This is a genomic window from Phyllobacterium sp. P5_D12, assembly GCF_054049495.1.
On the sequence record NZ_JBFUMG010000637.1, the window covers coordinates 1 to 2,386 of the forward strand.

4 protein-coding genes are annotated in these 2,386 nt (G+C 53.9%); 2 read left to right on the top strand and 2 right to left on the bottom strand.

The window, feature by feature from the left end:
- A partial coding sequence (locus ACXJ5O_RS24580) for a Crp/Fnr family transcriptional regulator (RefSeq protein ID WP_457302192.1) occupies positions 1-628 on the bottom strand: 628 nt, incomplete at its 3' end.
- A gap of 301 nt (positions 629-929) precedes the next feature.
- Here ACXJ5O_RS24580 and ACXJ5O_RS24585 point away from each other — a divergent pair.
- Complete coding sequence (locus tag ACXJ5O_RS24585) at positions 930-1,139, top strand: hypothetical protein (protein ID WP_457302193.1); 210 nt, start codon at positions 930-932, stop codon at positions 1,137-1,139.
- A 314-nt stretch (positions 1,140-1,453) separates the two neighbouring features.
- On the top strand, positions 1,454-1,669 hold the full coding sequence (locus ACXJ5O_RS24590) for a hypothetical protein (protein ID WP_457302194.1): 216 nt from the start codon (positions 1,454-1,456) through the stop codon (positions 1,667-1,669).
- 220 nt (positions 1,670-1,889) lie between these two features.
- Here ACXJ5O_RS24590 and ACXJ5O_RS24595 read toward each other — a convergent pair.
- On the bottom strand, positions 1,890-2,386 hold a 497-nt coding region (locus ACXJ5O_RS24595), incomplete at its 5' end, for a divalent metal cation transporter (RefSeq protein WP_457302195.1).

Consider the following 2,386-nt stretch of genomic DNA (forward strand, 5'->3'; position numbering starts at 1 on the left):
CCTTACGCTCGCGCAGACGTCGCAGACACTGATTGACCTTTTCTCGGGAAGCCGGAAGCGTTGCGGCCAGGTCATGTTGCGAGATGATCAGCTCCGGATTGTTCGGGCCATCCCTTTCATAGGTCGTGGAGAGCCGTAAAAGCATGCTGGCCAGCCTGGACTGCAAGCACGATCCTGCGTCTGCAATGATGCGGCGCTCGAGCTCAGCAACACGCGCCAGCGTCCGGGACAAAACTTTCGCCTGAAAACGAGGATCTCTGGCACATTGTTCACGCAACAAACGACCTTTGAAAAAGTGCAATTCGCAATCGGAACTGGCGCGATACTCAAAGTCTAGCATTTGGCCGCGACGCAACACCTCGAGCTCTCCGATGAGCCCATTTTTTGGAATGATTTCGACGATGAATTCCCTACCGTCGGACAACATTGTACTCGCGCTAACGAAGCCTCGCTGCACGCGAGCAAACAYATCAACCAAAACACCGGCACTAACGATAACCTGGCCACGACGGAAGCTTCGAACGCTCGAACGGCAGAAGGGGAATTCATCGTCCGATACCGCACTGGCGTTGGCCGTAATCGCTGCCCTGGCTACTCTGTAGTCTTGTGTTTGCGGAGTGGCGTCCATACGCTTAACTCCCATAAAACTGGTTATTCCTAGGTTGATGCTGTTGTGCATCCATTACTTAACGTCGTTCAAGAGAAGTAATTCTGTATACCGGATTGGAATATCGATAAATAAGTCACGGAACGGGATTGTCTCTGGCAGTAAATTTCACAGCCGCTTGGAGACTTTAMCCAATTTTCCGTGCCAGACGGAAAGGCGTACTCTGCACTCCGTCTATACCAGATGCCTGTAACACGGTAATCAGACCAAGGTCCGATTGCGGGGCGGCATCAGTCTTATGCCGGTATTTGGACGTATTAGCATGAGATCACCGAAGGGCGGGCCCGGCTGCCCTTCACTTGCTGTGCTGACACAGCCGGGCTCCCTCCAAGGACGATGTTCCTCCTCTGAAAGACGAGAGCACCTGAAGGCTCTTTTGGGTCTTGGCATCTCGCGCTTTGTTCAGGTGCACGACCCGATACAGGAGGCTTACGAGACGATTGCAGCACGCGCCGCGCAGCCTGTCAGCTGATCTGCGGGGCGACGGCGGCGATTATTCCAATTGACCAGATTGAAAGATCGATCTCTTAACCCCGAAGGGGGCGGCTCGGCTGGTATATACATTACACACCAGCGGTTTTAGGGCTTTTGACTATTCTGACTAGGCCTTTGGTCCGATTTCGCGCAACGAACTGCATGATACTCTTCCGACCCGACACGTCCCGGTCGGGGCGGCCCTTCAGGAAGGCCAACAGCCCGATCAGCTGAATTTACCATTCCAGCTGATCGGGTTTAATGTTATCGGAAACTATGGGCCACCTGCGATTGCCTGGAGTGAGGTATCAGATGGACAAACGTCTAGACCACAAACTGGACTGCAAAGCTTGCGGGACAATCTATCTCGATATCCCTGAAGACGTTCAGAGCCACACTCCGATTTATTGCAGCTCCTGCGGAGAGCTCCTTGGCCGCTGGGATGAGCTCGAACGTGATTTTAATCAGCAAGGCGGCGGCAACGGCGTGTTCGAAATGCGCGACGGCCAAATCATACGCAGGGAATGATCCCATGCGAAGAGATTTCGATGACGGTCCAGAACACGGTTCGGGTGACCTGCCCTACTATCTCTACGGCTTAGTATTTATTGTTGCGCTCGCCATCGCTCTCGCGATTGGGTGGTTCTTGTACGTAGACGATTTGGGAGCATACGTTCCCTGAACCTGGCACGGTGCCGATGGTTGCAATGGCACTAAGCACTTTGGGACCGGTAATTGAATGACTGCTTCATAACGGAACGACATTCGTCACGATCATAGCGATGGCAGCCAATGCCATGAACACCGTCGCGATCCAGCCAAGTATCTGAAGCGTCAAGCCAATGGTCTGTTTGCCCATGATACGAGGCTGGGTGGCCATCAGCATCATAATCACCATCACCGGAACAGCGACGACACCATTAATGACCGCGGTCCAATAGAGCGCCTGCATTGGATTGATCGGGGTAAAGTTGAGCCCGACACCGATGAGAGTGGCGAGGGCAATCGTTGCATAGAAAGCTTTGGCTTCCTTGGGTTTGCGGTTGAGACCTGTCGGCCATTTCAGGGTCTCCCCGACGCCATAGGCAGCAGAACCTCCAAGCACCGGCACTGCCAAAAGGCCCGTGCCGACAATACCCAAGGCAAAAAGGACTTGAGCGAAGGGACCGGCAATAGGCTTCAATGCCTCCGCGGCCTGCGCCGAACTTTCAATCTGGGTTATGCCGCTCTCATGCAGAGTTGCCG